The following is a 23,041-nucleotide window of genomic DNA, read 5'->3' as shown; positions in this document are numbered from 1 at the left end:
GAAAGGGAGTTGCACGACGGCTCACGTCTTCTTGCCGAGGTCGGCGGAGCGCGCCACGAAGCGGACGGCTCCGCCGGTCACCCGGAACAGGAACCCTCCACCGTCGCCGCGGGCCTGGAAGAACTGCGTGGAGGCGTCGAAGCTCATGAGGCGCGTGATGCCTTGCCAGGGGCGACGCAGGAGTTCCGAGCGCAGTGCGGTACGGCCGTCGTCGCCGACGGAGGCCAGGCCGTGGGCGGCGAACCGGACGGCGTCGTACGCCTCGGCCGCCCAGGGGCCCGGCGCGTGTCCGTGGCGGGCGCGGAACGCGGCGGCGAACGCCTTGGTGCGGGTGTCGGCGTTCGCGTCCGTGTAGCCCGTGGCGATCCTCCAGTCCTCGCCGGCGGCGAGGAAGGGGGCGCCGAGGACGTGCTCGCCCGCGACCCTGGCGCCCTGGTGGCCCGCGTCCCGCAAGGCGTGGGCGCAGGCGGCGGCGCGGTCGGGGCGCACCCCGCTGAAGAAGACGGCGTCGCGGGGGCGGGCGGAGATACGGCGGGCGGCCCCGGTGAAGTCCTCGTCCGCGGCTACCTCCTCCACCGTCGTCCCGCCGTCGAGCACGCCGTCGACGGTGATGTTGCGGACCGTGGTCAGACTCTCCACCTCGGTGGCCAGGTCGTGCACGACCACCGTGCGGGCGGGTTTGACGACCCGGTTCAGATAGATCACCGCCGCGAACGGGCCGACGATCTGGGTGCTGCGCAGCACGAGGGCGCTGGTGGTGTTGACGACGTCCATGGCCCCGGTGTCGGCACGGGTGACGAGCACGGTCAGCCGGGCCTTCGTACACGGGGCGAAGGCAGCGGGCACGGTCGCGTTCGTGCCCGCCGCGATCACCACGGACACGTCCGGGGCGGCGGCCAGCCGGGTGGCCGCCGCGGCGGAGCCCTTCGCGGTGCCGGCGTCGTCCGCGGTGCGCAGGACGAGGTCCACGGTGCGCCCGGTGTCCTGGTTGTGCTGCTCGACGGCGAGGCGGGCGCCGCGCTCCTGGTCGGTGAAGAAGGGGTCCTCCGGGCTGCCGAGCAGGACGACCACATGGCGCGAGCGCCGTACGGAACCGCTGTTCGCCGACGCGGCGCCCCGGCCCCACTGCCACCACGCGCCCGCCCCGGCCGCCGCGGTGACACCGAGCGCGGCCCCCGCGACGAGCAGCCGCCGCCGGGTGGCCGAGGGCGGCGCGTCCACAGGAGTGGGCCCGGCGAGCATGGTGGGGTCGGGAACGGGCAGGTCCAGGACGCGTGCGGCCCGGGCGGCGACCAGGGCCGGCAGCCCTTCGGGCAGCCACTCGTCCACGGCGAACTCGCCGAAGACTTCGCGGAGTTCACGGGTGCTGGGGCGCCGCTCCGGTTCCTTCTCCAGGCATCGGCGTACGGTCCGGCCGAGGCTCTCCGGGATGCCGTCCAGGTCCGGTTCCTCCCTGACGGTCCGGTACAGCACGGCCGCCGCGCCGCCGGTGCCGAACGGCGGGCGGCCGGTGGCCGTGTGGGCGAGGACGCAGCCGAGCGAGAAGACGTCGCTGGGCGGACCCACGGTGTGTCCGCGGGCCTGCTCGGGGGAGAGGTAGCCGGGGGAGCCGACGACGGAGCCGTCCGTGGTGAGCGCGGTCGCGCCGACGGCCCGCGCGATCCCGAAGTCGATCAGCCGCGGCCCGTCCGCGGCGAGCAGCACGTTCGCGGGCTTCACGTCCCGGTGGACCAGCCCGGCCGCGTGCACCCCGTCCAGCGCCTCGGCCAGCACGCCACCGAGCCCGCGGAGCTGCGCCTCGGGCCAGGGCCCGCGCAGCGCCACCGCCTCGGCGAGGGACGGGCCGGGCACATAGGCGGTGGCCAGCCACGGGGAGCGGGCGTCGGCGTCGGCCGCGACGACCGGCACGGTCCACCGGCTCGTCAGGCGCGACGCGAGCTCGGTCTCGCGGCGGAAGCGGGCGCGGAAACCGGGGTCGTCGGCGTACTCCTCGCGGATCACCTTCAGCGCGCACCAGGCGCCGTACGGCGAGCGCGCCAGGTAGACGACGCCCATGCCGCCCGCGCCGAGCCGCCCGGCGAGCCGGTGCCCGCCGATCAGGGACGGATCGGTGGGCAGGAGCCGTTCCACGTCTGCCGCCTCCGTTTCCCCGTCGTTCCCGCCCGCCGCCTTGGGACCTCCGTCAGCTCTGGCTCTGCGCCGCGCGATTCAGATCGCCGAGCGATCCCAGCTGCCGGAACCGCCCGCCTCGCACCTCGTGGACGAAGGTCTCGTCCGCCCAGCCCGTCGAGCTGTTGTCGTACTGGTGGAAGTCGCCGAAGGCGTAAGTCCGCGCGATGCCCTGGTACTTGACCTTCGCCAGCCGTACGGCGAGATCGGCCCGCACCGGCCGTCGGCGTGCCCCGGCCGGGACCGTGCGGGCGAACTCGGCGAGCAGCATCCCCACACTGTCGTACGCCTCGGTCGCGTACGGCTCGGGAGTGCTGCCGTAGCGCTTTCGCCAGGCCGCGGTGAAGTCCTTGGCCCGCTTCGTCGTCAGTACGGAGGGATCCACGGCGTCCGTCACCACGTACCAGCCGTCGCCCGCCGCGCCCGTGAGACGCGGGAAGTCCGAGCCGTAGAGCTGGTGCTGCATCCAGCGCGGGCCGGCGAAGCGGGCCGTGGCCAGGTCCTGGGCCGTGCGGACGGTGGCGTCGAGGGTGCCCAGGTACACGAAGGCCCTGACATCGGCGGCGAGCAGTTGGCGCACCGCCTTCGGGCCGTCGTCCGTGTCCTCCGCGACGACGCGGGGTACGACCTCGCTCTTGAGGATGTTGCGCCAGTTGCCGACCACCTGGGTGCCCTCGTCCTGCATGGCCGGACCCCCGGCCCGGTCGATCACTACGCCGGCCCGCACCACCTGTTGGGTCACGTAGGCGTGCAGTCCGATCCAGCCGCCGAGCGCGGCGTGGGCGGGGCCGGTCTGGAACGAGGTCTTCGGCGACGTCAGGAAGTAGTCCTGCTGGCCCGTGCTGCTGGAGACATGGGTCAGCCCCGCCGCGCCGTAGACGGCCGCGGCCCTCTGCATGGGGAGCTCGGCGACCGGTCCCAGCACGGCGACGACGTTCCGGTCGGCGGTGAACGTACGGGCCACCGCCTGCGCGGTGTCCGCGTCGCCCTTGTCGGCGAGGACCTTCACCTTCAGGTCGTAGGAGCGCTTCGGCGTGGCGTTGTGCTGGGCGACGGCGAGGCGGGCGGCGCGTTCGGAGGCCCGGCTGACGGCGGCCTCGGCCGTGCCGGTGGTCGTGTGCACGCCGAGGACGTACACGGGACGCCCGGCGCTCGCGGACGGTTTCTCGTCGTCCCCTGACGCCCACACCGCCGCTCCGGTTCCGCCGCCCGCGAGCAGCAGCGCGCCGCCGGCCAGCAGCAGGCGGCGCCGCCCCGGGTGCCGGGCGGGGACAGCCGGATCGTCCACGACCGTGGGTTCGACGTCCGGGAAGGCGAGGCTCTCGGTGGCCCGCGCGGCGACCATCCGGGCGACGGGATCGGGGAGCCAGCCGCCGGAGGCGTCCGGAGCGTCCTCGGCGAACAAGCCCCTCATGCCGTCCGCCGTAGGCCGCTCGGCCGGGTCCTTTGCCAGGCAGCGCTCCACGAGGGCCCGCAACTCGCCTTCCAGACGGCCGAGTTCGGGCTCGTCGTGGACCGTGCGGTACATCAGGGCATCCGGTGTCCCGGTGCCGAAGGGAGGAGCGCCGGTCGCGGCGTACGCCAGCACGCAGCCCAGCGCGAACATGTCGCTGGCAGCGGTGGCGGGCTGCCCCTGGGCCTGCTCCGGGGCGAGGAAACCGGGGGTGCCGATCACGAGCCCGGACGCGGTCAGTGCCGTGTCGTCGGCGGCGCGCGCGATGCCGAAGTCGATCAGGCGCGGCCCGTCCAGGGCGAGCAGGACGTTGCCCGGTTTGACGTCCCGGTGGACGAGCCCGGCCGTGTGCACGGCGTCCAGCGCGTCGGCCAGCAGCCGGCCCAGGACGCGTACGGCCGGCGACGGCAGCGGGCCGTGACCGGCGACCGCCTCGGCGATGGAAGGGCCGGGGACGAACGCGGTGGCCAGCCATGGCTCGCGTGTCTCGGCGTCCGCGTCCAGGACGGGGACCACCCAGGGGCTGTCCACCCGCCGCGCCAGCTCAACCTCCCGCGCGAACCGGGCCCGGAAGTCGTCGTCACCGGCGCCCTCCCCCCGGATCACCTTGACCGCGGCGAGCGCCCCGGAGTCGGTGCGCCCGAGGTAGACGACGCCCATGCCGCCCGCGCCGAGCCGCCGCAGCAGCCGGAACCCCGCGATGCGGGACGGGTCGGAGGACCGCAGCGGTTCGCTCACTGCCCCGCCCCCTTCTTCTCGGTCGGTTCGGCGGTGGCGCCGGCGTCGCCCGCCCTGCCCCGGCCGTCGATGCTCGCCGCGACGAAGGTCATTCCCTTGCCCATGTCGGTGGTGACGGTGGAGTCCTCGGCCTTGGTCCGGCCCGCGCCGTGCCGCGCGGTCGCCGCCACGGTGACCGGCCCCATCCGGAACTTGTACCAGTCGAAGGGATGCGCCTTGCCGCCGGCGGCGGCCCAGGTGCCGGCCTCCGTCAGGTCGTCGTCGGAGATCACGGACCGCCCGTCGGCGAAGGCGTCGGCCCGCGAGTACAGGCCGAGCACCCGGTCCGTGGCGTTCAGTTGCTGCCCGGGACAGCGCAGCGCCTCCTCCAGGGAGCCGGCCATGTCGCGCCGCGCCGCAATGACGTCCTGGTGCACGGTGACGGTCAGCGACAGGTACACCGGCCCCTTGCCACCCTTCGCGGGCAGCTCGTACGCCCGGGTGAGACTGGCCAGTACGGTGCCGGGCAGCGCCTCGCGCCGCCACAGGCAGTCCTCGCCGAGTACGGCCCACTCGGCCGGATCGCTCTCGAAGGGATCACGCTTGCGGTACCCGGTGCCGAAGTAGTCGGGGCGCACGGTGAGTTCACGAACAAACTCGACCGCCTCGGCCCGCGTCCTCGGCGCCTGATCCTGGGCGAGCGTGTACGGCTCGTTCTCGGGCGACGCCGAGGCCGAAGGCGACGCTCCGGCGCTCTTCTCCGGCGTCTCCTGTGCCTTCGGCTCATCGTCCGGTCCGCTGCTGCATCCCGCCAGGAGCAGCACCCCCGCCGCCGCGGCTAAGACTGGTCTCCACTCGGCCATGTGTCGCTCCCGCCCCTGTGCCCACGCTCTTGTCATGAGTGTGGCGCACGCCAGTGCTCTTGGTTGCCAACTACCCTTATGAACGTGAGCAGTTAGGGGTTCTGACGACGGTGCACGGTGCTCTGGTTGCACGCCGGCGAAGTGTGGCCACTGCCGTGCCGTGGAGAACCTCCTCGGTACGTGCCGCCGGGACTCCCTGGCGTGGACGTGTTCTATGACAAGGGCGGCGTCTTCCATCACGCCGGGACCGACGCCCGGGACACGGTGAGTGAGCGGGTGGGTACCGAGTCGCCCTGACGGACCGTGAACTGTCCTGAGCGCACGGCGGGTTGTTTGTCGGAGATTTCCGGATGATGACCAAAGCGCGCCCCGGCCGGGAAGACTGGCGGTGTGTCAGAGATACGAACAGCCGTGGATCGTCTGCTGGTGCGTTGTGAGGCTGCGTGGACACCGGATGTGAAGCGGCATGTGGCCGGCGCCGGTGAGGATCCGGACAGCTGGCTGCCGGCGGCGGCCGGCCTCCTGCGCGCCTCCTGGAACGAGGGCGGCCGGGACTGCGCGGTGGCCGCGGCGGCCGTCCTGGAGTACGCGCTCGACGTGGGGGAGAGGCAGCATCCGCTGCGGCCGCGCTGGGCGCTGCACCTGTGGCTGGCCGAGCGCACGCTGGCGCTGCGGTTCGAGGACCACCGGTTGTCGGACGAGAGCCACCACTATCTCGCCGCCCAGACCCAGGGCCGGCCGGCGGACGATCCGGTGGCGGTCGCGGCGTCCTACCCGGAGGAGCCCCCGCCCCGCCACTTCGAGCCGCCCCGGCCGTCGCATCCGCACGCCGTCCGGCTGGCCGAGGGGCTCCCGGCCGACGACCTGGTCCGGCCCTGTCTGCTGGCCCGGCTCGCGCAGTCCGCGTTCTTCCGCATGGAGTCCGGCGACATGACCGTCCTGAAGGACGCGAGCCGGTGGGCCGACGCGGCGTTCGCCGGCCTCACCGCCGACCATCTGGAGGCCGGCCTCGTCAGCGCCACCGTCGTGCACGCGTCCCTGGCGCGGCTCCGCGACAAGCCGAGCGACACCCGGCCCGTCCAACTGGCGCTGCGGGGCGGCCGGTCGGCGCTGCGGGCGGTCGAACACGCCCGGCGCCACGGCACCGCCTCGGTCGACGGCGAGGCCGCCTCGGCCCACCTCATGCTCTCCCTCGCCCTCACCATGTCCGTGCCGTTCCATCCGGAGGAGGAGGTGATCGACGAGGCCATCGCCCAGCTGGAGGCGTTCCGGGCCTGCGGGCCCCCCGACGACAGCGGGATCTACGCCGGGAACATGCCGGCGCTGCTGGGCGCGCGGGCCATCCTCACCAAGTCGGACGCCGACCTCCGGCGCGCGGACGAACTGTGGGCCGCGCTCCAGCGGGACCTGCCCCCGGACCACCCCCTGCTGCCGCACATCGCCGACAAGCGCACCGCGTGCGCCGAGTTGGCGAAGATGCTCAAGTGGATGCCGGTCAGCGGCGCCCGACTGCTCACCTTCATGAGCCCGATGCTGGGACGGCTGCTGAACGGGGTGCAGCTCCCGCCCGTCCAGGTGTCCGTCCCGCTGGGCCGCCCCGGGGTGCGCTCACCCGGCCCCGGCCCGGAGGACTTCGCCCCTTTCACCGGCGGCCCCCGGCCCGCCTCGGCGGACGCCGGACCGGATCGGCCGCGAGCCGCCGACCTCGTCTGGCCGCCCGGACCGCCCGCTGACGCCGGGCCCGCGGAGCCGCCCACCGCGGCGGACCTCGACGGGTTGCCGCCGGACGCCGCGGCCGTGCTGGCCTCCCTGCTGGGCACCGGTGCCAACGATCCGCGTCGACTGGCCCTGGCCATGGACCAGTTGGAGGCCGCGCTGGCCGGGCCGCTGCCCGACGGGCGGCGCGGCTTCTTCGCCATCACCCTCGTGCAGTTCCTGGCCACGCGGTTCACCTTCAGCGAGCGCCACGAGGACCTGGAGCGGGCGGTGCGGTGCGGCGACGAGCAGTTGGCCCTGCTGCCGCCCACGAGCGCGCGGTACATCGACCTGCTGTGCTCCGTGGAGATGTACCGCAGCGACTACGGAATGGCGCGTCAGGACGAGGCGACCGTCGCCCGCGCCTCCGACGCGCTGGTCTGGGCGCTCGGCAGGCTGCCCGAGATGTCGGCGAGGTGGCTGGGCTGTGTCATCCCCTACGCGCACTCCTTGGCCGGCGTCTCCTGGATGCGCCGGGACGTGTCCGGCGTCCAGGAGGCGGTACGGCTCGTCGAACTGGCCGCGCGGAGCCTCGAAGAACTGCCGGGCCGACCTGAGTACTCAGCCGAGGTGGCCGCGATGCGCGAGCAGCTCCGCCCGGCCCTGGCGACCGTCACCGAACTGGTCCGCACCGCCTACGACGACGTCACCGGGTACCGCTACGGCGATCCCGAGCTCAGCTCCTGGGACCCGGCCACCGAACGGGTGCTGCCGCCCCGGGCCCGGTTCGAGAACGCGCGGGCCGCGTTCGGGTCGGCGGTCAACAGCCGGAACTGGGCCCGGGCGACGGACGCCGCAGAGGCCGCGCTGGAAGCACTGCCGCTGGTGGTGTCCCAGGCGCTGCACCGCGACGACCGCCAGGACGTCCTGCGCGCCGCGCTGCTCGGCCGCCGCTATCAGGGCCCGGGGGGCACCGGCCGCACCACCGACTTCCCTGACCGGCTCGCCGGGACGAGCCTGGCCCGCACCGCGTGCGCGGTGGCACTCGCCGCGGGCCGCACCGAACAGGCGGCGGCCCTGCTGGAACAGGGGCGGGCGGTGCTGATGGGGCAGGACCTCCAGGCCCGCAGCGACGACTCCGACCTCGCCGCGGCCCATCCACGGGTGGCCCGGGAGTTCACCGCCCTCGCCCGTCGGCTGCGGGAGACGGAGAGCGGGAGTGCGCCGGGCGGGCCCGGCGAGGCCGCGCGGATCCGGGAGCAGCACGCGGTGACCGAGGAGTGGCAGCGGCTGCTGGCCCGGATCCGGGGGCTCGACGGGTTCGAGCACTTCCTGCTGCCGCCGAGCGCCGAGCAGATGCGCCGCGAGGCGAAGGAGGGGCCGATCGTCCTGGTCAACATCGACCGGCTGCGCTCCGACGCCCTCGTCGTCACCACCAAGGGCATCGAGCTGGTGCCCCTCGACGTCACCGAGGGGCGCCTCGCGCACACCGCGCGGCAGTTCCTCGCGGCCGTCTCCGTGGGTGTCGGCGATTCGCGCGCCCAGCGCACGGAAGCCGCCGAGACCGTGTTCGACACCCTCGAATGGCTCTGGGACACCATCGCGGAACCGGTGCTGAACGCGGCGGGCCTGACCCGGACGGTCCCCGAGGGCGCCCCGCGCGGTGCGGTGCCGAGACTGTGGTGGTCGGCGTCCGGGCCGCTGGCCCATCTGCCGCTGCACGCGGCCGGCCATCACCGGGCGGCCGAACTCGGCGACGGGCGCTCGGTGTTGGACCGGGCCGCCTCCTCGTACACGCCGAGCATCCGGGCCCTGCGGCACGCGCGGCAGGCCCCGGTGACGCGCGCCGCCCGCGGCCCCTTCCTGGCAGTACGGCAGCCCACCGGTGCCGACGGCAGGGACGGCGCCTCCGTGGCGGAGGTGCAGGCGATGGGCCAGACCCTGCGCGGACTGCGGATCGTGGAGGGCGCCGACGCGACGGTCGAACGGGTGCTCACCGAGCTGTCCTCCGCGGCCACCGTGCACTTCGCGTGCCACGGCCTGAGCGACGCCGAGGACCCGTCCAGGAGCCGTCTGGAACTCGCCGACGGACGGCTCACGGTGCGGGACGTGGCGCGCGGACATCTGCCGCACGCCCAGCTCGCCGTGCTGCTGGCCTGCCACACCACCCGCACCGACCGCCTCCCCGACGAGGCCGTGCACCTGACGTCCGCGTTCCAGACGGCCGGGTACCCGCAGGTGGTGGGCGCACTGTGGGAGGCGACCGACCTGGTGTCGGTACGGCTGACGGAACGCCTGTACCGCGACCTGCGGACCTACGGCGACGGCCTCGACGTCACCGGCACCGCGCGGGTCGTGCACGGGATCGTACGAACACTGCGGGAGCGGCATCCCGGCTCACCGCGCGTATGGGCGCCGTACGTCCACACCGGGCGCTGACCAGTCACGACGGACAAAGGGAAGGAACAGGCGTGAGCACATCGGAGGGGGCGGCCGTGATCGACCGGGAGACGGCGGACGCGGCGCGTCTGGCGCTGGAGCTGATGCTGGAGGAGTGGCGGCTGCTGCCCGAGGGATGGGTGGAGATCGCCGGGCTGCTGGAGGAACTGTCGACGGCCGTCGCGGACGGGGACGCGACGACGGTGAAGACGCTGACCGGCGAGCTCGACGAGTGGTCGGGCAGCAGGGTCACCCGGATCGGGGGCGGCGGGGACGGGAGGGTTCCGCTGCCCGAGCCGGAGCGGGAGCGGGTCGTCGCGCTCGTGCACGTGCTCCGCCCGGACTCCCCGCCCGGCGGACCGCGCCCCGCGCCCGCCCGGCGGACCTGACGGCTGGCCGATGCTGTCGGTACTCGCCAATGTCGCGATCGGCCTGCTGACCAGCCTCGTCGGCCTCGGCCTCGGCGCACTGTGGGAGCGGGGACGGCGGAGGCGGGCGCTGTACCGCAGGGCCGCGTTCTTCGGCACCCGGCCGGGTGAGCACTGTGTGATCGTCGTCGGCACCAAGCACGGGCAGCCCGGCACGACCCAGCAGCGGGACCTGCGGGCGGTCGTCGAACTGGCCGTGCTGCTCAGCGAGTTGGGCTGCCGGGTGGGTGTGGAGTCCGGCGATCTGCGAGGCACCAACGGCGACCGTACCGAGTTCTGTGTCGGCGGGCCGATCGGCGGGTCCAATCCGCGCACCGGCGGACATCTGACGGCCCATCTGCCCGGGGTGACGATCACTCCGTTCAGCGACCGCCCCGACTCGGTGGCGATCGCGGTCGGCGGGGAGCGCTACTACTTCGACCGCGGCCACCAGGAGTACGCGGTGGTCGCCAAGTTCACACCGCCCGAGTCGAGCCGCCCGGTGGTGCTGGTGTGCGGGCAGAGCTCGGTGGCGAACCAGGCTGCCGTCCACTTCCTGCGGCGGGAGTACGCGCAGGTGGTCCGGTCGGTGGCGTCGGTCGACCGGTACTGCCTGCTGGTGAAGGTCTCCGACATCGGCGTCTACTCCTTCCACCGGTCGGTCCTCGAACGGGACGTGTCGGCGGAGGCGTTCGCGGCCGTCGGCTGAACACCCGCACCGGACGGGCGCGTTGACGACGACGAGCACCCGGTCCCCTGTGCCGGGTGCTCGTCGGACCGTGGGATCCGGGGCCGCTGGGTGCGGCCGCTCAGATCCCGCGTACTTCAGGCCATGTCTTTCTCTCCTCGGGGGCCGGCCGGCTCAGAGGCGGGACGGAGGCAGGGGGATGAACGGACGCAGTTCGTCGGCGACCCAGTGGACGGGCGTCTGGAACACCTCGCCGATCTGGGTGTAGAGGTCGTGCAGGGTGTCCGCCGACGTCGATTCGAAGCGCGCCCGGGTGGGGTCGGTGTCGCTGGTCGGAGCGTCCACGACGGTCACGAAACGGCCCTCGCGCGCGGCGGAGACGTAGACGACGTTGGAGTCCGCAGCCTCGGTGATCTGCGCGAGCCGGCGCAGCTCTCCCGGCGCCAGGGGCGGGATCCGTGCCTCCTCGGGCGTCGGCCGGGGCCGGCCCACCAGCCAGGGCTCGGAGCGGTTCTCCCGCCAGAACTGCCAGTCGGCGGCGGACAGCCGGTTGCTCGGCACCCCGTTCGCCCGGAAGAACTCCAGCGAGCCCATCCGCAGTGTGTCGTAGGCCGGGCTGGCGAAGTCGGAGCCGACCAGGTTCCACACCGTGCGCGCGGCGCCGAACAGGGCGAAGCCACCGGCCGGCAGCACGGCGTCGGCCAGCGCGCGGGCGAAGCCCTGCGGGTCGGACTGCGCGAACGGCAGGTACGGCGCCTGGAGTTCGCCCCACACGTCCGAGGCGTCGATGTCGGTGCCGACGGGGTCGAACTCGAAGCGGCCGAACCGCTCCATCCGCGACACCACGTCGCCCGGCAGCCGGGTGGCGCGGGGCGTCCTGGGGAACAGAGCCATGGTCGTCTCCTGGCGCAAGAGCGGGGACCGGCCGATGCGGGCGCACCGGAGCCGGACGCAACCTGTGTAACAAGGACGGGAGTTCGCACTCAACAGTTCTCCGGCGAACCGGACGATCTCCGGAAAACCCGGACGGCCGGCGGACGGGCCCACGACACCGGGACGACGTGCCCGGCCGTGTGCGAGACTCGGCCGCGACACCGGCGGCAACGCCGTTGCCCGGCAGGGGGGTTGCGCACGATGGGGCGTCCGCAGAAGGAGATCGTCCTGGACGGGTCACCGGCCCGGCTCTTCGCGTACTGGCTCCGGGACCTGCGCGGATCGGCCGGACTCACCCTGGACCAGCTGGCCCGCCGCACCGGCTACGGCAGGACGACCGTCAGCGACGCCATGCGGGGCGAGAACCATCCCACCCGACCGGTCACCCTCGCGATCGTCGGCGCCTGCGGCGGAGATGTGCGGCGGTGGGGCGAGTACTGGGCGCAGGTGCGCCGCGCCCTGGACCCCGACTCCCCGGACGGCCCGGCCGGCGTCGTGCCGCCGCCCTGGGACGGCTCGGCCGACCGCGCGACCGGGGCACATGCCGAGCGGTGCCCGCCGGACTGCGCGCGCACCGAGCCGCACGGCTGGTACACCGAGTCCGTGTCCACCCGGCTCCGGCTGGACACCCCCACCCCCGAGGCCCTGGAGCGCCGGATCGTGGTCGCGACCTGCGACGGCCTGGCCCGGATCCCCGTCGGCGTCAGCGTGCCCCGCCGCGCCGGTGACACCACGCCCCGCCACGAGCTGGAAATCTCCGTCGTCCGGGGAGGACGGCTGGAGGACGGCGGACCGCAGTACGAGAGCTACTTCGAACGGTTCCTGGTGCTGCCCGAACCGCTCGGGGCCGGGACGCGGCACGCGTACGAACTGCGGCTGCGCATCCCGCCGGACCAGCCGATGGCACCCCACTTCGTCCATGTGCCGCTGACCCGCAGCGGGCACTTCCGGCTGCGGGTCGACTTCGACCCGGCGAGGCCACCCCGCACGGTGTGGCGGCTGGCCGGCGTGCCCACCGCCGTCATCTACCAGCAGGACCCCGGCACGCCGACGCTGCGCCCCGACGAACACGGGCGCGTGGACGTCGAGTTCGGGGCGATGAAGGTGGGCTACGGCTATGGGCTGAGCTGGCTGGAGGCCGGCACCGGGGGATAGTCAGCCGCCGTGCGCAGCTTGCCGCGGACCTGTTCGGCGTCGGGATGGTGCAGATCCTCGAAGAGTGCCATGGCCTCCTCCCACAGGGCGTGCGCGTCCTCGTCCCGGCCGAGTGCCGCGTGGGCGTCCCCGAGATGCTCCAGGGCATGGGCCTCGCGGAAACGGTCGCCCAGCGCCCGGTCGAGGTCCAGGGAGACCTCGTAGTGGCCGATCGCGGCCGCGGGCCGGCCGAGCCCCTGTTCGGCGCGGCCCATGCCGATGAGGATGCCCGCCTGCCCGTCGAGGTGGCCGAGCCGGGTGTAGAGGTCCAGGGCGCGCCGTGCGTGATCGAGGGCGACGGTGTGTTCTCCCAGCCGTTCCCACTGCTGCGCCACGGAGGTGAGACCGTCGGCGAGCGCGACGGGGTCACCGGTGCGCTCCGCCATGGCGAGGGCGAGCCGGGCGTGCGGCATCGCCCTGCGGGGATCGCCGCAGGAGCTGTACACCCGGACGAGCGAGAGCCGTACCTCCCGCACGCCCTCCGCGTCGCCCAGGTCGCGGCAGGTGCGCAGCGTCTCGTACAGCAGGTCGAGCGCGTCCTGGGTGCGGCCCAGGCGGGAGAGGGCGTCGGCGAGCCGGCGGGTGGCGGTGGCACGGGCGGCGCGGTCCCCGGCCCGGCCCGCTGCGTCGCGGGCCAGCGCGTGCACGGCGGCCCGCTGCGCACGGCGGCCGGAGCGGCGCAGATGCACGGCGCAGGCGTCGGCCAGCCGCCAGGCGTACGGCTCCAGGCCCGGGGTCGCGGCGGCCTGGCCGATGACGGCCTGTAGCGCGGGCAGTTCCGACTCGAACCAGTCGGTCGCCGCGGAGTGGCCGTCGATCGGCGGCTGCGCGCTGGTGGGATCCGGCGCCTCGCCCGCTGTCGGACGCCAGGGCTCGAGGTGGTGGTCGGCCAGGCGCGCGGTGTCCAGGTAGTGCCGCAGCAGCCGTTCGGTGCCGTCCCGGCGCTCCTGCGGCGAGCCGCCGTCGAGGAGTTCCACGGCGTACAGCCGGAGCAGGTCGTGCAGGGTGTAGCGGCCGGGAGTGTGCTGGCGGACGAGGTGGGCGGCGGTGAGGGTGTCGAGGAGAGCGACGGGCGGCTCCGTGTCACCGATGAGGCCCGCGCAGGCCGTGGCGTCGATCTCGGGTCCGGGGTGGCAGCCGAGGAGCCGGAAGAGCCGGGCGGCCGGCGCCGGCAGCAGCGCGTACGAACCGTGGAACACGGACCGCAGGTCGACATCCGCGTCCTGCACCCCGAACAGGTCCAACGGCGCCCGGGCGCGCCGCAGTTCACGGACCAGGACGCCGATGGAACCGGCCGGGGCGGCGGCCGTGCGGGCGGCGACGACGCTCAGCGCGAGCGGCAACCGTGCGCACAGATCGACCAGTTCGTCGGTCTCGCGCGGTTCCAGCGCGATCCGCTCGGCGCCCATCTGCCGCTCCAGGAGGGTGCGGGCGGCATAGCGGGGCAGCACGTCCAGCGCTATGCGCAGGGCGCCTTCGCGTATCACCAGGCCGTCGAGGCGGTTGCGGCTGGTGACGACGGCGACGGAACCGGAGTCGGTGGGCAGCAGCGGCCGGACCTGGTCGGTGGAACGGGCGTTGTCCAGGACCAGCAGCACCCGGCGGCCGGCCAGCAGCGTGCGCAGCAGTCCGGAGGCCACGGCCGTGTCGGTCGGTACGGCGGCGGGGGTGACGCCGAGCGCCTGGAGGAAACCGTGCAGGGCCTCGCCGGGGTCCATGACCGGCTCGTCGCCGAAGCCCCGCAGATTGACGTAGAGCTGGCCGTCCGGGAAGTGGTGCTGCGTCCGGTGCGCCCAGTGCAGGGTGAGCGCGGTCTTGCCGACGCCCGCGGTGCCCTCGACGACGGCGACCCCGGCTCGCCCCGGGGCGGGGTCGCCGGACGGGCTCCGCACCGCGTCCAGCCGGCCGAGTTCGGCGTCCCGGGCGACGAACACGGGGTGGCTCAGCGGGAGTTGGCGGGGCACGGCGAGGGCGCCGGGGGACCGGCGGGCGGCGGTGCGGGCGGCGGTCGGGCGCAGCCGCCGGGCGGCGTCGACCTCGTCCCGCAGGGTGGCGAGCCGGCCGGCCTCGGGTCCGGAGACGCCCAGCGCGGCGAGCAGCGTGTCGAAGACTCCGGTGGCGGGCAGGGTGGTGCCGTTGAGATAGGCGTACAGGCTGCTGGTGGAGACGTTGAGGCGACGGGCGAGTTCACGACGGTCCAGCGTTCCGGCGAGCCCTTTCTCCGCCCGGACGACAGCCCGGGCCAGTTCGACCGCCAGGCGCTGCGCCAGTGCGTCTGCGCGTCGGCCGGGCGGCCGGGGTATTTCGTTCACCACCGTTCCTCCGAGGGGACGTTCACGGATCCGCACCGCGCGGCTCCAGACGATTCCAGTGTGTTCCAGGACCGCGGACGGCCGGACGGATCCGCGTGTTTGCCTGCGGAATCCACGCCGAGGGGATATCGGCCCCCGGCCGGCCGCAGGAGGACGACAGCCGTGCAGACCCACTGAGACCCGCGCCGCATCCGACTCCGGCCCTCCACGTGGACAGGGGAGACGTGGAGGGCCGGTTGCGGGTCAGGCGGGTTCGTCGGGGCGGAGGCAGCCGAGCACGGTGGCGGCGGCCGTGGCCCAGGTGCAGCGGGCGGCCATCTCCTCGCGGAGTTCGGCGGCTTCGCGGAACGCGCCGGGCAGGCTCCGCATGACGGCGTGAATGGACTTCTCCCACATCCGGACGTCCGCCTCCAGGTCCCGTACCGTGGCGGCCACGTCGACCACGGCCTGGTGCGCGACCGGCAGTTGCCCCTGATCGAGCAACAGCACGCCGAGCCCACTGCGCCCGCTCACCAGCACGGGCACCCCCGCGGCGATCGCCTCCAGACCGACCAGGCCGAACGCCTCCGCCCGGGACGGCATGAGGACCAGACTCGCCCGCGCCACGTCCTCCATGATGTGCCGGGGATCCGCCGAGAACGGGCGAAGGGTCACGTCCACCGCGGGGGTGCCGATCCAGTCCTCCACCTGTTCGTACAGTTCCCGCGACTTCCGGTCGGGAACGCCGCGGATCAGCAGTTCCCAGGAGCCGTGCTCCGCCCTCTTCGGTACCGCCGCCCCCAGCGCCCGGCAGGCGATGTCGAGCCCCTTGAGCGAGGCGTCGTCCAGCCGGCCCATCATCAGGATCTGCGGGATCTCGTCGGGGCCCGGAGCCGTGGCGGCCGGCCTGCCGTCGAATCCGGGATCGACGCGCACCACGGGAGCCAGATTCCGGGTACGCAGATGACGCCGCAGGTTCTTCGCCAGCCGTGGGCCGACCGCCACCGAACGCAGGGCGCCCTCGCAGAGTTCGAGTTCCCGCTCCGTGCGCTCCTGGGCACGGACCGCCAAGTCGGCTTCCGCCAGCGGCTTCTGGGCCTCCGCCCGGTCCGGCTCCACGTGCAGGAAGTGCAGTCGCCCCGCGTTCGGGAAGTACTGCTTCACCTGCGCCCGGGCGGCCAGCCCCATGTCCCTGCCGTGACCGATGACGAGGTCGGGCTCGAATCCATCGGTGAACGGCGGCCGCAGGAACAGCGACTCCTTCCCCGGAACACCCTGCTGAGCGGCGTCCACGAGCAGCACGTGGTGGTCGTCCGCATCCGCGCGTTCCGCCGCGGTGGAGGACACCACCAGGACACGTACGTTCGCACCGGCCTCGGCGAGGGCGATGCACAGCCCGCGGTTGAAGGCGCTCAGGCCACCGTGGGCGGGGAACCACTCGTCGACGACGGCCAGCACCCGGTCCCGTCCCGCCACCCGGGGGCTCCGCTCCCGCGACGGACCTCGCGCCGGTTCGGCCGGGCCCGCCGGACCGGCCAGTTCCCGGAGGGCGAGGAGGTCGTCCAGGCGCTGGAGGAACGACGAGCCGAACCGCCGGTCCGCGTCCAGGACGGCCTCGCCGTCGAGACCCGAGTCCTCCAGGGCGAGCTGGGCGTTCTCCCGGAGCGTCTCCACCACGCGCCGCATGAACCGGAGTTCGGCCTCGGCGCCCGTCAACTCATAGTGTTCCGCGCCCCAGTACGGCAGCCGCACCGCGGCGAGCGTCCCGTCCTGCCCCGCGGCCCTCGCGTCGCCGAGCGAGTGATGCGTCGCCCACTGGTGGCGCAGAGCGGTCATGTGCATCAAGTAGCGGACGAAGTCCGGCATTTCGGGACGGTGGTCGACCGACCACGCCCAGGATCCGAGCCGCGGGTCCGCGCCGACCCGCCCCAGCATCCGCAGCAGCCGCCACCGCCGCGACGCGTCGCCGCCCTCCGGCTCCGACAGGTCGACGTCCCCGGGCGTTCCCTCCGGCAGCTTCCCCAACTCCAGTGTCACCGCGCCCAGATGACCCACCCCGACCGGGCCCACGATCGTCTCGGCCAGCTCACGCAACCCGGACCACTCCCGGCCAGGACCGGCACCCAGCAGGACCGACACGTTGACGATCTCCCCGTGCCGCCGCAGGACCGCCTGGTCGAGCAGGTCGGCGGACTGCACTCCCGCCACCACGACCGGTCCGTGCGGGGCAGGGGCGAGCAGGTCGTCCGGCACCCGGACCGGCAGCGCGTCGTACAACTCCCGGTCCGCGTGCTGCAGTTCACGAAAGCGCCCCCATACCGCCCGGACGGAGGCCCGCCCTTCCTCGGCGCGTCCGCCGTACAGCGGGACGAAGACGTGGACCGCGACCTCCTGCTCCGTGACCCCCCGCTCCGTCACTTCTTCCTCGGTCACGTGCCGGTACACCCCCGCCTCGCGTCGCCACTCCCGGCGTTCTCGCTACAGTTGAGCCCACGCAGTCTAGGGCGGATTCACCCGGAACGGACATGGATGCCGCGCTGTTCACGCGGGCCCGCGTGTTGCTCGATGACATCTCCAAGTCACGGCTTCCGCACGCCGCTTGGTCGCGTCCCGCCGCCGTCGAGGCACTCGCGGCGGCCTACGACGCGGAGGACGGGCCCGCTCTCGAAGTCGCCGTCGCCCGGCTCGAAGTCCTCAGCCCGAACCGGGTGGACCGCATCGCCGCCCCGGCCGACATCCCGCCGCCGGAGCCCCTGCGGGAGAAGCCGACGGCGACGACGACCGACGCTGAGGCGGCACCGCCCCTCCGGTGAAGCCGTCGCCGTACCGCCGCCCGCGTCTGGCCCTGGCGCTGCGGCGCGCCCGCCGGGCGACCGTGGACGGCTGCTTCCCACGCCGTACGGACCGGGCCGTCGGCTTCTGAAGGCCGCCCTCGGGTGGGCCGGGCGGGCGGACCGGGTCCCGCTGCTGGAGGGGATCGCCGCGCCGCACGCCGAGTCGGCCCGGCTCGGGGGAGGTGCTGCCGCGGGCTTCCGGTCGGTGGAGGCGCTGCGCAGGGCCCTGGCCCGTACGGCGAGACGGGTCCGCGTCCACTACGGCGACGCACCGGCCGCGTGGGCGGCCCACCACCACGTCGGCATCTGAGAACCCCGGGGCCCGCTGCCGAGTTCCACCGACTCGCCCTTCGCCACCGCGAGATCCTCCACGCCGACGGCGGCCGGAGCGCCGGACGTTGAGCCCGCGATGGCCGAACTGGCCGTAGTGGCCGTAGTGGTGGGCTTTGTGGGCAGTGGTGGCGATGTATCGATTCGGCTAACACCTATCCAGGTTGTGCAGGAAATGTGTGCGGCTCGTGATTGAATCATGCACAACTCGGCCAGGTGGCCAGATCCCGATCGTTCGGTTCCCCGTGTCCTGACGCTCATCAGCAGGATGTCCGCACGCTCGTGCAGGTCAGTCCACCCGGCCGAGCCGGTACGAACGTGCGACAGGGGCGGGAGTGGTCGATCCGCGCGCGCCCCTGCCGTAGCGCACCCTCTGTCCCCTCGCCCCTCCTGACCGGAGGCCGGCGCCCGGCATGACCCGGCACCTTCCGCGGCCTGCCGGACGGGAGCGTGCGCCGCGTCACCGTGCCGGCCCACCGCGACTGCGGTGCCGCCTGCCGTCACGTACGTGAAGGGAACCCTCGATGACCGTCACAGCCGCCACCGCCACCGTCTCCGACTTCTACTACGGCGCGGTGACCCCCGTCGCCGCCTATCTGATGGCGTGTCTGGGAGCGGCCCTCGGGCTGCGCTGCACGACCCGTTCGCTGCGCCGCCCGCAGCACAGAGCCCGCTGGCTGGCGCTGGGCGCCGTCTCGATCGGCTGCGGCATATGGACCATGCACTTCATCGCCATGATCGGCTTCAGCGTCGAGGGCGCGCTGGTCGACTACGACGCCACGAAGACGCTCCTGAGCCTCGTCGTGGCGATCGCGGTGGTCGCCGTAGGAGTGTTCCTCGTCGGCTACCGGGGCGGATCCCCGCTGAACCTGGGCGTGGCCGGCACGGTCACCGGGCTCGGTGTCGCGGCCATGCACTACCTCGGGATGGCCGCCATCCACACGAACGGCACCCTCCACTACGACCCCACGACCGTGGTGCTCTCCGTCCTGATCGCCGTCGCCGCGGCCACCGCGGCGCTGTGGGCGGCGGTCTCCATCCACGCGCTGTGGGCGAGCCTCGGCGCGAGCCTGGTGATGGGCGTGGCCGTGACCGGTATGCACTACACCGGCATGGCCGCGGTCTCCGTCCACCTCACGAACCTGGCCGGGTCCTCGCAGTCCTCCGCCGACCTGGTCGCGTTCCTCCTCGTGATGCTCGCCGGTCCGCTCCTCGTGCTCCTGGTCGCGGCCGTCATCGTGATGTTCGACCCCGACATGATGCTCGGCGAGACCGAGGCGGAGACGTCGGAGCCCGTGTCCGCCCCGCTGTTCGGCGGCGACTCCGTGTTCCCGCCGAGGGAGCCGGCCGAGCAGGCGCAGAGCCGCACCTCCTGGTGACCTGACTCCGGCGGCGCGAACAGCCGCCGCACCGGGGTCAGCGGCCGCGAGGCCCCGTCCGCAGCAGGGCGGCTCCGAGCGGGGTCAGGGTGTGCAGGACCGTGTTGGCGTGACGGTGACTGGTGATCAGGCCGGCGTCGCGCAGTACGGCGGTGTGATGGCTCGCCGTCGTCGGTGTCACACCGGCCCGGCGGGCGGCCTCGGTGGTGGTGGAGCCGGTCGCGCTGGCTCTCAGGATGGCGGCGCGGGTCGGGCCCAGCAGCAAGTTCAGCGGCGGGGAGTCGGCGTGCGGGGTCACCGCCGGCAGATGGTGGAGGGGATAGAGCAGCACGGGCGGGAGCCCGGAGTCGGCCAGCGCGATGGGCGCGTTCCAGCAGAAGTGGGAGGGGATCAGGAGCAGGCCCCGCCCGCCGAGGTGGACGTCGCGGTGGTCCGGATACGGATCGATCTCCAGGACCGGTGCCCGCCAGCGGATCGTGGGGCCCAGCCCGGCGAGCATGCCCTCGGTCCCGGCGTGGAACAGGGTGTGGGCGTGCCGCGCCCGCTCGGCGTGCAGACGCTCCTGGATGTTCTCCTCGTGCGGGGCGATCGCGGCACGGTGGTAGGCCCGCAGGGCGTCGACGAGTCGTTCGCGCATGTCCAGGTCGGTGAGCCGGCGGGCCCAGGCCGGGGCCCCGATGCCCCGGGTGAGCATGTCGACCTCGCTCATGACCCGCTCGGACGGCGTCGCGAGAACGGCCTCCAGCCCAGCGTCCAGTCCTTGGGTGCCCTCCGGCGGTGTCAGGAAGTCGGGGAAGTAGCTGGCGCGCGGGAAGAGCGGCAACAGGAAGGTCTTCACCGTCCGTTCGAGCCCGGCTCCACGCAACGAGGCACACGCGGTGTGGAACCAGGGCGCGTAGGCCCAGCGGCCCTCACGGGTCTGGAGCCGGTGCAGGCTGACCGCGATCTCCCAGAGCGCATGCGGCTCGGTCGCCACTCTGACCTTGGTGAGGTCCTCGGGCGTGAAGTGAAAGCGGAGCATCCGTTTCTCCGTGGGCCACCGTCGCGACCTGCGAAATGTCCGGGCCTCGCATGAGCATGACAGCGACATACCCGGACCAGGAACATGAATTCCCGCCAGCCGTAGGCCAGTTGGCACCCTCCATATGAATGGGCACAGGATGTCCTCGTCCCAGCAGGAGTACGACCGGAAGTCCAGCCGCACACCCCGTCGGGGCCGCAGGGCCCTCGCCGCCGTAGCGCTCACTTCGCCACCGCCGCCCTGGGGCTGATCGCCCCGAGTTCCGCGAGTGCTGGTCGGCTACCTGCTGATCCGCTTCGTCGGGGTCCTACGACGCCCCGTTCGGCCCCGCCTGTGACGTCTCGGGTGTCTCCGCGGGGGCGGGTGGCCGATCCGCCGGTGACGGTTCGGGTTCCGGGTCGGGCTGGTGGCCGCCCCGCAGGGCCGAGGCGACCGCGGAGACCAGGGCCATGCCCGCGGCGACGCTGAAGACGATGGTCAGGCCGTGGTGGAACGGGCCGGAGACCAGCTGGGGGAAGAAGGTGTGGCCGGTCAGGACGGCGCGCTGGGCGGCGGTGACATGGTCGAGGCTTCCGTCGGCCGCGAGCAGGTGCTGGATGGGGTTGTTGCCGAGGAACGTGGCGAACAGCGTGCTCACCGGTGGCAGCGACGCCGCTTGCTCGGCCGCGCCGGCCGGTACCCCGTGCAGCTGAAGTCCGTGGCTCAGCGTCCTGGGCAGCGAGGTCGCGAGCCCGGACACCATCAGGGAGAAGAACACGCCGATGGACAGGGCCGTGCCCGAGTTCTGGAAGGTGGACCGCATACCCGAGGCGACACCCCGGTACTCGCGCGGCACGCTGCCCATGATGGACGACGTGTTCGGCGCGGAGAACATGCCCTGGCCAAGACCGTTGAGCAGCAGCAGCGCCGCGAACATGCCGTAGTCGAAGTCGATGGGCAGCGCGAGCAGGCCGAGGAAGGAGAGCGCCACGACGACCAGACCCGTCGTCGAGAACATCCGCGCGCCGAACCGGTCCGACAGATAGCCGGACAGCGGCCCGGCGATGAGGAAACCGAGGGTCAGCGGCAGCATGAAGATGCCCGCCCACAGTGGGGTGTCCTCGTAGTCGTAGCCGTGCAACGGCAGCCAGATGCCCTGCAACCAGATGATCAGCATGAACTGGAGCCCGCCCCGCGCGATCGCGGTCAGCAGCGCGGCCAGGTTGCCCGCGGCGAAGGCCCGCACCTTGAACAGGGCCAGGTTGAACATCGGTTCGGCGATGTGCGTCTCGACGTAGCAGAAGACCAGCAGCAGGACGACGCCGCCGATCAGGCCGCTGAGCACCCACGGGTTTCCCCAGCCGGTGGCGCTGCCGCCGTAGGGCTGGATGCCGTAGGTGATGCCCGCGAGGAGGATTCCGGCGCCCGCCGCGAAGGTGAGGTTGCCCAGCCAGTCGATGCGGCCGGGGCGGCCCGCCGAGGTCTCGCGCAGGCTCAGGTACGACCAGATCGTGCCGGTGATGCTGATCGGCACGCTCACCCAGAACACCGCGCGCCAGTCGACGACGGCCAGCAGACCACCGGCGAGCAGGCCGAGGAACTGGCCGGCGAGCGCGGTGATCTGGTTGATGCCGAGCGCCATTCCACGCTGCCGGGCGGGGAAGGCGTCGGTGAGGATCGCGGCCGAGTTGGCGGTGAGCATGGACCCGCCGAAGGCCTGCACGACGCGCCACAGGATCAGCCACATGGCCCCCGCGCCCGCGCGGAACGGGTCAAGCGACAGCGCGACGGACGCGCACGCGAAGATCAGGAAGCCGATGTTGTAGATCTTCACCCGGCCGAACATGTCACCGAGCCGGCCGAGCACGACGACCAGCACCGCCGAGACCAGCAGATAGCCCAGGATCATCCACAGCAGATAGCCGATGTTGCCCGGCGCGAGCGGATCGAGACCGATACCGCGGAAGATCGCCGGCAGCGAGATGATCACGATCGAGGCGTCCATCGTGGCGATCAGCACGCCGAGCGTGGTGTTCGACAGCGCCACCCACTTGTAGTTCGGCCCGACGGGAGTGTCCTTACGACGCCCCGAGCGCACGGCGCCCAGCAGCGACGGCCGGCCGCCTCCGTTCCCCTGTCCGTCGCCGGGTATGTGCGCGCGCTCGTTCACAGTCGCTCCGCGAGTCGGTCGAGAAGGGGCAGGGCGGAGGCGAGGGTCGCGCGTTCTTCCGCGGTGAACTCGTCGAGCACGGCCCCGAGCCGGTGGACCGACTCGGAGCGCCGCTCCGCCAGCACGGCGCGCCCCTCGTCCGTGATCGCCACGATGCTCCGCCGCCCGTCCGCCGCATCGGGGCTACGGCGGACGAGCCCGCGCTGTTCGAGCAGCGCGAGGGTGCTGGCCATCGCCTGCGGGCGGACCCGCTCCGCCTCGGCGAGGGCTGTCGGTGATTCGGAACCGTCGCGGGCGAGCCGGGCCAGGACCGAGACTCCGGAGAGCGATACATCTCCCACGGCATGCGCCTGACGCAGGCGCCGCGTCACCCGGCCCACCGCGAGCCGCAGCTCGGACGCGAGACGGGTGGTGTCGTTCGTACCGTCCACCTTCATGGTTACTAACCGTAGATTTATCAGCCTGAACTGCTCAACCAA

At 73.3% G+C, this 23,041-nt stretch carries 15 protein-coding genes; 6 read left to right on the top strand and 9 right to left on the bottom strand.

Annotation, left to right across the window (positions count from 1 at the left end; all coding sequences use genetic code 11):
• Positions 1–21: 21 nt before the first annotated feature.
• The 3 genes from ACNFOC_RS05655 to ACNFOC_RS05645 are packed head-to-tail and all read right to left on the bottom strand — an operon-like array spanning position 22 to position 5,202.
• Positions 22–2,130 carry a bifunctional serine/threonine-protein kinase/ABC transporter substrate-binding protein gene (locus ACNFOC_RS05655; RefSeq protein ID WP_416957217.1) on the bottom strand — a complete coding sequence of 703 codons (2,109 nt, stop codon included), beginning with the start codon at positions 2,128–2,130 and terminating at the stop codon, positions 22–24.
• A 52-nt stretch (positions 2,131–2,182) separates the two neighbouring features.
• A complete protein-coding gene (locus ACNFOC_RS05650) occupies positions 2,183–4,360 on the bottom strand; it encodes a bifunctional serine/threonine-protein kinase/ABC transporter substrate-binding protein (RefSeq protein ID WP_416957214.1) in 2,178 nt (725 codons plus the stop codon).
• Positions 4,357–5,202, bottom strand: coding sequence for a hypothetical protein (locus ACNFOC_RS05645; RefSeq protein ID WP_416957212.1), 846 nt, complete (start codon positions 5,200–5,202; stop codon positions 4,357–4,359). The genes ACNFOC_RS05650 and ACNFOC_RS05645 overlap by 4 nt, the downstream gene beginning before the upstream one ends.
• A gap of 456 nt (positions 5,203–5,658) precedes the next feature.
• Here ACNFOC_RS05645 and ACNFOC_RS05640 point away from each other — a divergent pair, with 456 nt between their 5' ends.
• The 3 genes from ACNFOC_RS05640 to ACNFOC_RS05630 are packed head-to-tail and all read left to right on the top strand — an operon-like array spanning position 5,659 to position 10,452.
• Positions 5,659–9,336 carry a CHAT domain-containing protein gene (locus ACNFOC_RS05640; protein ID WP_416957210.1) on the top strand — a complete coding sequence of 1,226 codons (3,678 nt, stop codon included), beginning with the start codon at positions 5,659–5,661 and terminating at the stop codon, positions 9,334–9,336.
• A 32-nt stretch (positions 9,337–9,368) separates the two neighbouring features.
• The gene (locus tag ACNFOC_RS05635) at positions 9,369–9,725 is read left to right on the top strand and encodes a CATRA system-associated protein (RefSeq protein ID WP_416957208.1); all 357 of its coding nucleotides are present in this window, start codon (positions 9,369–9,371) and stop codon (positions 9,723–9,725) included.
• Positions 9,726–9,735: 10 nt separating this feature from the next.
• Complete coding sequence (locus ACNFOC_RS05630) at positions 9,736–10,452, top strand: hypothetical protein (protein ID WP_416957206.1); 717 nt, start codon at positions 9,736–9,738, stop codon at positions 10,450–10,452.
• A 153-nt stretch (positions 10,453–10,605) separates the two neighbouring features.
• Here the strand turns inward: ACNFOC_RS05630 and ACNFOC_RS05625 are convergent, their stop codons facing one another.
• Positions 10,606–11,325, bottom strand: a complete 720-nt coding sequence (locus tag ACNFOC_RS05625; protein WP_416957204.1) for a hypothetical protein — start codon at positions 11,323–11,325, stop codon at positions 10,606–10,608.
• Between the two features lie 240 nt (positions 11,326–11,565).
• Here ACNFOC_RS05625 and ACNFOC_RS05620 point away from each other — a divergent pair, with 240 nt between their 5' ends.
• The gene (locus tag ACNFOC_RS05620) at positions 11,566–12,519 is read left to right on the top strand and encodes a helix-turn-helix domain-containing protein (protein WP_416957202.1); all 954 of its coding nucleotides are present in this window, start codon (positions 11,566–11,568) and stop codon (positions 12,517–12,519) included.
• Here ACNFOC_RS05620 and ACNFOC_RS05615 read toward each other — a convergent pair.
• Together ACNFOC_RS05615 and ACNFOC_RS05610 are read right to left on the bottom strand one after the other, a co-directional pair.
• Entirely contained in the window at positions 12,480–14,870 is a 2,391-nt protein-coding gene (locus ACNFOC_RS05615; RefSeq protein ID WP_416957200.1) for an ATP-binding protein, read from the bottom strand. The genes ACNFOC_RS05620 and ACNFOC_RS05615 overlap by 40 nt on opposite strands.
• Positions 14,871–15,113: 243 nt before the next feature.
• The gene (locus tag ACNFOC_RS05610) at positions 15,114–17,282 is read right to left on the bottom strand and encodes a CATRA conflict system CASPASE/TPR repeat-associated protein (protein WP_416957198.1); all 2,169 of its coding nucleotides are present in this window, start codon (positions 17,280–17,282) and stop codon (positions 15,114–15,116) included.
• A 92-nt stretch (positions 17,283–17,374) separates the two neighbouring features.
• Between ACNFOC_RS05610 and ACNFOC_RS05605 the strand changes: the two genes are divergently transcribed.
• A complete protein-coding gene (locus tag ACNFOC_RS05605; protein ID WP_416957196.1) occupies positions 17,375–17,662 on the top strand; it encodes a CATRA system-associated protein in 288 nt (95 codons plus the stop codon).
• Positions 17,663–18,537: 875 nt separating this feature from the next.
• Entirely contained in the window at positions 18,538–19,392 is an 855-nt protein-coding gene (locus ACNFOC_RS05600) for an MHYT domain-containing protein (protein WP_416957194.1), read from the top strand.
• Positions 19,393–19,429: 37 nt separating this feature from the next.
• Here the strand turns inward: ACNFOC_RS05600 and ACNFOC_RS05595 are convergent, their stop codons facing one another.
• From ACNFOC_RS05595 to ACNFOC_RS05585, 3 genes are all read right to left on the bottom strand, one after another.
• Positions 19,430–20,413, bottom strand: a complete 984-nt coding sequence (locus ACNFOC_RS05595; protein WP_416957192.1) for an ArsR/SmtB family transcription factor — start codon at positions 20,411–20,413, stop codon at positions 19,430–19,432.
• A 307-nt stretch (positions 20,414–20,720) separates the two neighbouring features.
• Positions 20,721–22,562 (bottom strand): MFS transporter, encoded by a 1,842-nt coding sequence (locus ACNFOC_RS05590; protein WP_416957190.1) that lies wholly within the window; start codon positions 22,560–22,562, stop codon positions 20,721–20,723.
• A complete protein-coding gene (locus tag ACNFOC_RS05585) occupies positions 22,559–22,999 on the bottom strand; it encodes a MarR family winged helix-turn-helix transcriptional regulator (protein WP_416957188.1) in 441 nt (146 codons plus the stop codon). The genes ACNFOC_RS05590 and ACNFOC_RS05585 overlap by 4 nt, the downstream gene beginning before the upstream one ends.
• Positions 23,000–23,041 lie beyond the last annotated feature (42 nt).

Source organism: Streptomyces colwelliae (assembly GCF_048158785.1).
Classification (GTDB): domain Bacteria; phylum Actinomycetota; class Actinomycetes; order Streptomycetales; family Streptomycetaceae; genus Streptomyces.
Note: the sequence above shows the minus strand (reverse complement) of the source record. Positions and strands in the feature narration are given on the sequence as shown.

Excerpts from the sequence above, each read along its gene's own strand:
- ACNFOC_RS05630 (WP_416957206.1), top strand. The coding sequence starts at position 9,736 with ATGCTGTCGGTACTCGCCAATGTCGCGATCGGCCTGCTGACCAGCCTC.
- ACNFOC_RS05585 (WP_416957188.1), bottom strand. The coding sequence starts at position 22,999 with ATGAAGGTGGACGGTACGAACGACACCACCCGTCTCGCGTCCGAGCTG.
- ACNFOC_RS05620 (WP_416957202.1), top strand. The coding sequence starts at position 11,566 with ATGGGGCGTCCGCAGAAGGAGATCGTCCTGGACGGGTCACCGGCCCGG.
- ACNFOC_RS05625 (WP_416957204.1), bottom strand. The coding sequence starts at position 11,325 with ATGGCTCTGTTCCCCAGGACGCCCCGCGCCACCCGGCTGCCGGGCGAC.
- ACNFOC_RS05600 (WP_416957194.1), top strand. The coding sequence starts at position 18,538 with ATGACCGTCACAGCCGCCACCGCCACCGTCTCCGACTTCTACTACGGC.
- ACNFOC_RS05595 (WP_416957192.1), bottom strand. The coding sequence starts at position 20,413 with ATGCTCCGCTTTCACTTCACGCCCGAGGACCTCACCAAGGTCAGAGTG.
- ACNFOC_RS05605 (WP_416957196.1), top strand. The coding sequence starts at position 17,375 with ATGGATGCCGCGCTGTTCACGCGGGCCCGCGTGTTGCTCGATGACATC.
- ACNFOC_RS05645 (WP_416957212.1), bottom strand. The coding sequence starts at position 5,202 with ATGGCCGAGTGGAGACCAGTCTTAGCCGCGGCGGCGGGGGTGCTGCTC.